Annotated in this window: 2 protein-coding genes and 1 pseudogene; 1 reads left to right on the plus strand and 2 read right to left on the minus strand. The window is 71.8% G+C overall.

Features of this window, described 5'->3' with window-relative positions; all coding sequences use genetic code 11:
• A pseudogene (locus V8688_RS30635) lies at window positions 1-5,068 on the minus strand (amino acid adenylation domain-containing protein); the annotation flags it as partial.
• A 255-nt stretch (window positions 5,069-5,323) separates the two neighbouring features.
• Window positions 5,324-6,190 carry a peptidoglycan DD-metalloendopeptidase family protein gene (locus V8688_RS30640; RefSeq protein WP_255586510.1) on the minus strand — a complete coding sequence of 289 codons (867 nt, stop codon included), beginning with the start codon at window positions 6,188-6,190 and terminating at the stop codon, window positions 5,324-5,326.
• Window positions 6,191-6,455: 265 nt separating this feature from the next.
• On the opposite strand from V8688_RS30640, the gene V8688_RS30645 reads away from it, so the two are divergent.
• Window positions 6,456-7,112 (plus strand): nitronate monooxygenase (locus V8688_RS30645; RefSeq protein ID WP_342802252.1); only part of this gene is annotated, 657 nt, incomplete at its 3' end.

Below are 7,112 nucleotides of genomic sequence, written 5' to 3' on the forward strand. Positions count from 1 at the left end.
AGCGCGGCGACGGTCGGCGCCTCGAACAGGTCGCGAATGGTGACCTCGGCGTCGAGGGCCTCGTTGATCCGGGCGATCGCGCGGGTAGCCAGCAGCGAGTTGCCGCCGAGCGCGAAGTAGTCGTCGTCGGCGCCGACCCGCGCCATGCCGAGCAGCTCGGCGTAGACGCCCGCCACGATCTCCTCGGTGGGCGTCGCGGGTGCGCGGAACTCGCCCGCCGTGAAGGTGGGCGCGGGCAGCGCTTTGCGGTCGAGCTTGCCGCTCGGGTTCAGCGGGAACGCGTCCAGGGCGACCAGGGCGGCCGGAATCATGTACGCGGGCAACGATTCACCGATCGCGGCGAGCAGCGCCGCCGGCTCGATCCGCTCCCCCGGCTTGGGCACCACGTAGGCGACCAGCTGCTCACCGGCGGGCGAATCGGCCACCACGGCGACGGTCTGGCTGACCGACGGCTGCGCCAGCAGCGCGGTCTCGATCTCGCCGAGCTCGATCCGCTGGCCGCGGAACTTCACCTGGAAGTCGGTGCGGCCCAGGTATTCCAGGACCGGGGTGTCGGCGGTGGGCGTGCGCCACACCACCAGGTCACCGGTGCGGTACATCCGCGCGCCGGGCGTGAACGGGTTGGCCACGAAGCGATCCGAGGTCAGGTCGGGCCGGGCGACGTACCCGCGGGCGAGCTGATCGCCAGCCAGGTACAGCTCGCCGACGACACCCGCCGGCACCGGCCGCAGCCGCGAATCCAGCACGTAGACCTGGGTGTTCCACTGCGGCACGCCGATCGGCACCGACCCGCGATCGGTTTCGCCCGCGGGCCAGTAGGTCACCGACACCGCGGCCTCGGTCGGGCCGTAGAGGTTGTGCACCTGCGCGGTCGAGACCGCGCGCAGCGCCTCGACGGTCTCCGGCGGCAGCGCCTCACCGATGGCGAACACGTCGCGCAGCGTGGGGATGGCGCCGGGCGCGGTGTGCGCGGCGAAGACGGTGAGCATCGACGGCACGAAGTCGGTCATCGTGACGCCCTGCGCGGCAATGGTTTCGGCGATGTAGGCGGGATCGCGGTGGCCGTCGTGGGTCGCGACGACCAGCTTCGCGCCGGTGCGCAGCGGCATGAAGTAGCCCCACAGCGACACGTCGAAGGTGGTCGCGGTCTTCTGCAGGTAGACATCGCCCGCAGCCAGCGGGTACTCCGCGAGCATCCACGCGATCTGGTTGTCGATCGCCTGGTGCGAGACCGCCACGCCCTNCCCGCAGCCAGCGGGTACTCCGCGAGCATCCACGCGATCTGGTTGTCGATCGCCTGGTGCGAGACCGCCACGCCCTTCGGACGGCCGGTGGAACCCGAGGTGAAGATGACGTAGGCCGGGTGCTGCGGCAGTACCGGCCGGACCAGCTCGGCCGGGCTCAACGACTCGCCCGAGAAGCCGTCCAGCGCAACGGTGTCCATGGTGATCACCGGGGTCGCCGCGGGCACCTCGACGGCGTCGGCGGTGGTGGTCAGCACGCACACCGGCTGCGCGGTGTCGAGGATGTGCGCGATCCGCTCGGCCGGGTGATCCGGGTCCAGCGGCACGTACGCGCCGCCCGCGGTGACGATCGCGTACATGCCGACGACCAGATCCAGCGACCGGCGCACGGCCAGCCCGACCAGCGATTCCGCGCCGACCCCGCGCTGCGCCAGCAGCCGGGCCAGCCGGTTCACCCGCTCGTCGAACTCGCGATAGGTCAGCTCGGTGCCCTCATAGGACAGCGCCACCGCATCGGGATGCGCCGCGACCGCACCACGGTAACCGTCGAGCAGCAGCGCGGGCGCCAGCTCGTGCCCGGTGTCGTTCCACCGCCGCAGGATTCGCTCGCGCTCGTCCGATTCGAGCAGCTCGATCGCGCCCACCGGACGGGCCGGATCGGCGACGACCTCGGTGAGCAGGCGCACCAGCCGGTCGGCGAACCCGGCGACGGTGGCCTCGTCGAACAGGTCGGTGGCGTAGGTGAACGCCGCCGACACCCCGTTCGCGACACCGGCGGTCTCCAGCGGGACAAGGGTGAGTTCGAGGTCGAACTTCGCGAACGGCACGGCCAGATCGACGCCGGCGACCGTGAGGCCGGGCAGCGTCAGCTCGGTGCCCGCGAGGTTCTGGAAGGTGAGCATCACCTGGAACAGCGGGTGCCTGGCCATCGACCTGGCCGGATCCAGCAGCTCGACGAGCCGCTCGAACGGCACGTCGGCGTGCCCGAAGGCGGCCACGTCGGTGCCGCGGACGCTGCCGAGCAATTCGTCGAAGCTGCGGGCCGGGTCCACCTCGGTGCGCAGCACCAGGGTGTTGACGAACATGCCGATCACGTCGTCGAGCACCGCTTCGCCGCGACCGGCCACCGGGGTGCCGACGGCGATGTCGGTGGTGCCCGACAGGCGCGCCAGCAGCACGGCCAGCGCGGCGTGCACGACCATGAACAGCGTCGAATTGTGTTCGCGGGACAGCCGATCCAGCGCGGCGTGGGTGTCGGCGTCGATCCGGAAGTCGTAGCTCGCGCCCCGGTTGGTCATCGCCGCGGGGCGCGGGCGATCGGCGGGCAGGTCCAATTGCTCGGGCAGTCCGGCCAATTCGTCCCGCCAGAACGAGATCTGCTGAGCCAGCAGCGAATCCGGATCGGACTCGGCGCCCAGCGTCGCCCGCTGCCACAGCGTGAAGTCGGCGTACTGCACCGGCAGCTGATGCCAGGCCGGCGCGCTGCCGCGCAACCGATCGGAGTAGGCGGCGATCAGGTCGCGGGTCAGCGGCGCCATCGAGAAACCGTCGGCGGCGATGTGGTGCACCACGCACAGCAGCACGTGCTCGTCGGCGCCGAGGCGGAACAGCCGCACCCGCACCGGCGGCGCGACCGCGACATCGAAACCGGCCACCGCCTGCTCGGCGATCAGACCGGGCAGCTGCTCGGGGGTCGCGTCGACCACCTCGACCTGCGGGACCGCGCGGGGATCGCCCACCGGCAGCACCAGCTGCACGGCGTCACCGTCGACCTCCGGGTAGATCGTGCGCAGTACTTCGTGCCTGCCGACCAGGTCGGCGACGGCGGCGCGCATGGCCGCCACATCCAGCTCGCCGGACAACCGCACCGGCAGCGGGATGTTGTTGGCGCCGCTGCCCGGATCGAACCGGTTGAGGAACCACATCCGCTGCTGCGCGTAGGACAGCGGGATCTGCTCGGGCCGGGTCTGCGCGGTCAGCGGGTTGCCGGTGCCCGCGCCGACGTGCGACTCGACGCGCGCGGCCAGCGCCGACACCGTCGAGGCCTCGAACACCAGCTGGACCGGCACCCTGGCATCGAGCGCGGTCCCGATCCGGGCCACCGCCTGGGCGGCCAGCAGCGAGTTGCCGCCGAGCTCGAAGAAGTCGTCGTCCGCGCCGACCTGGTCGTCTCCCGACACCAGCAGCGCCGCGAACACCTGCGCGATGATCTCCTCGATCGGCGTGCTCGGCGCGCGGAACTCGCGGGCGGTGAAGGTGGGCTCCGGCAGGGCCTTGCGATCGAGCTTGCCGACCGGGGTCAGCGGGATCTCGTCGAGCAGCATGATCGCCGCAGGCACCATGTACGCGGGCAGCAGGCCCGACAGGTGGTGGGCCAGGTCGGCCGGGGTCACCGCGGCGCCCGCGCGGGGCAGCACGTAGGCGACCAGCGAGGTCACGCCGTTGGTCAGCGTGCGGCCGAGGGTGGCCGCGAAGTCGACGTCGGGGTGGGTGGTCAGCGCGTTGTCGATCTCGCCCAGCTCGATGCGCAGGCCGCGGATCTTGACCTGGAAGTCGGAGCGGCCGAGGTACTCGAACTCACCGGAGGTGTCGCGGCGCACCAGGTCACCGGTGCGGTACAGGCGTCCGCCGGGCGCGCCCGCGTCGGCGCCGAACGGGTTGGCGACGAAGCGCTCGGCGGTCAGCTCGGGACGGTCCAGGTAGCCCTGGGCCAACGCGGGACCGGCCAGGTACAGCTCACCGACGACGCCCGCGGGCACCGGGCGCAGGCGCGCGTCCAGCACGAAGGCCGCGACACCCGGGATCACCGAACCCAGCGTCACCGCCGCGCCCGCGGTCATCTCGCCGGTGGTCACCATGACGGTGGCCTCGGTGGGGCCGTAGGCGTTGAACACCGAACGGCCCTGCGCCGCCCAGCGATCCACCAGTTCGGGGCCGAGCTTGTCGCCGCCGGTGACGACCACCCGCACGCTGTCGACCCGGGTGGAGTCGACCGACTCGAGCGCGCCCGGGGTGATCAGCAGGTGCGAGACCTGTTCGCGGCGAACGAGATCGGCGAGTTCGTCGCCACCGAACACCGTCGGCGGCACCACGACCAGCGTCGCGCCCGCGGTGAAGGTGAACAGCATCTCCATCAGGGAGAAGTCGAAGCTGGGCGAGCTCAGGTGAGTCACCCGCGAGCCCGCGTCGATGCGGTACTGCCTGCCCACCGCGGCCATCGTCGACAGGCCCGCCTGGGTCACCACGACGCCCTTGGGCAGACCGGTGGAGCCCGAGGTGTAGATGACATAGGCCGGATGCCGCTCGTCGAGCGTGCGCACCCGGTCGCTGTAGGAGATGGCGTGCGCGGGCTGGGCCGCGATCCGCGCCGCGACGGTGGGGTCGTCGAGCTCGAGCCACTCGGTGGAGGTACCGAGCGCGGGCCGGTGCGCGGCGGTGGTGACGCCGAGCACGGCGTGCGAATCGGTGACGATGTGGGCGATGCGCTCGGCCGGGTAGGCCGGGTCGATCGGCACGTAGGCGGCGCCGGACTTGGCCACGGCCCACACACTGAGCACCGATTCGATCGAGCGGGTGATCGCGACAGCGACGATGTCACCGGGGCCGATGCCACGGGCGATCAGCTCCCTGGCGAGCCGGGAGGACTCCTCGTCCAGCGCGCGGTAGGTGAGTCCGCGCTGGTCGGCCGGGTCGCCGGTGGGGTTGAACCGGATGGCGGTGGTGTCGGCGGCCGATTCCACGGCGGCCGTCAGCAACTGACCGAATGTCGGACTGCTCGACCGGCGACGGCGGTTACCGCGGGCAGAACGACGGGCAGTTTCCATTCGGGTTCATTCACCTCTCATCGAGCATGGACGCGCCGACGGCCGCCCCGTGCAGATCGAGCCATCATATCGAGCGACCACAGACCGACCGAACGTCGTGCCGACAGCCCCCGATTGCGGGGCCCCCGGTTCCACGGGCCCTGAGGAGTATCGGCCCGCCGACCAGGCGTGTTGCCGGATCACACAGCAAAGTGACGGGGCTCATACTGAACCACCGTCACTCGGCTTTCGCGGAGAGTCCGCGACTGGAAACGCTCAGTGCGCGGAGGGGCCCCACTCCAGCGGCACACCCTTCGAGGCGAGGTAGGGAATGGGATCCATCTTGGCGCCGCCCTGATCCCAGATCTCCAGGTGCAGGTGCGGGCCGGTGGACTGGCCGCGGTTGCCGACGGTCGCGATGACGTCGCCCGCGTTGACGCGCTGACCCTGGGTCACCAGCATCTCGTTGACATGGCCGTAGACGGCGGTGGTGCCGTCGTCCTGCAGCACCCGCACCCACAGGCCGAAGCCCGAGGCCGGGCCCGCCTCGACGACGGTGCCGCTGGACACGGAGTGGATCGGGGCGCCGATCGAGTCGGCGAAGTCCAGGCCGTAGTGCATGGCGCCCCAGCGGGCGCCGAATCCGGAGCTGATCGGGCCCGCGACCGGGCGGGCGGCCTGCGGCGGCGCGACCTGGTGCTGGATGCCCTGGATGATGTCCTCGACCTGGGCCAGCGGGCCCGCGATCTCGGGCGGCAGGTTGCCGATGCCGAACGGCGCGGCGACGGGCGACGCGATCGGCGCGGCGACAGCGTCGACCTGCGTGGGCGCCTCGGCGGGCGCGGCGACCTGCTTGGCGGCGACGAGGTTGACCTCGGCGGCCTCGCGAGCGGAATCGGGGACGACGGATTCCTCGACGTCGTCGTTGTGCGTCGGCAGCAGCGGGGCCGCGTAGGCGATGGTCGGGGCGATCGAGGCGGCGGTGCCGACGATGGCGCCCGCGGCGACCGCGGCGCTGGCGGCGACCCGCACCCGATCGGTGCGAGAGGGTTCGGCGCGGTGCCGGCTCGGGCGCCCGGCGCCTCCGTCACCCAACAGGGCCTTGACGGAGATGGATTCGGGGCCCATACGGTGCTGCGACAAAGTCTCGTCCTAGCGTCCGACAACAAGGAAACGAAACCGGTGACGACCGGCCCGGAATCCGCCTGGGCGGTTCCCGTTACCGACCCGCGTGTAACGGTTCGGCATCCGTTGTGACGGGAACTCTACCCGGTCGTGACCATTCCGCAACCTTCTCCATCGAACTCGCAGGTGGGAGGCCTGTCCCACAGTAACGATCCCGTTGCCGAGCCGGTCACACGCGCCGGTCCCGGCGCTTGACCCGGCGCCGACGGGACAGACTCGGGACATGGTGATCGAGAGCTTGCGTGTCCCCATCGTCGCCGCGCCCATGGCAGGCGGCCCGTCCACCCCGGAGTTGGTGGTCGCCGTCTCGAACGCGGGCGGGTTCGGCCAGCTGGCCGCCGGCTACCTCGCGCCTGCGGCGATGGCCGACCAGATCGCGGCGACCAGAGCCGCGACCACCGCCCCCTTCGGCATGAATCTGTTCGCCCCCGGCCCGGTCGCCGAGCCGGCGACATACGCGGCCTATCTGGCCGAGCTGGGCGCGGAGTTCCCGCTCGGCACGCCCAAGCACGACACCGACGGCTGGGCGGAGAAGATCGACCTGCTGGTGGCCGACCCGGTCGCGGTGGTGTCGACGACCTTCGGCTGCCCCACCGCCGTCGAGGTGGACCGGCTGCACGCGGTCGGCACCGAGGTCTGGGTGACGGTCACCTCCCCCGCCGAGGCGGCGATCGCGCTCGACGCGGGCGCCGACGCGCTGATCGCCCAGGGCGCCGAGGCGGGTGGACACCGCGCGAGCTTCCTCGACGATCCCGCCGACGACCCGGTCGACCCGCTCGGCCTGCTGACCCTGCTCCAACTGCTCACCGCGAGCACCGACCGCCCGATCATCGCCGCGGGCGGCATCGCCACCGGCGCGGGCCTGGCCGCGGTGCTCGCC

The sequence above is a fragment of the Nocardia sp. No.11 genome, from assembly GCF_038752175.1.
GTDB classification, from domain to species: domain Bacteria; phylum Actinomycetota; class Actinomycetes; order Mycobacteriales; family Mycobacteriaceae; genus Nocardia; species Nocardia canadensis.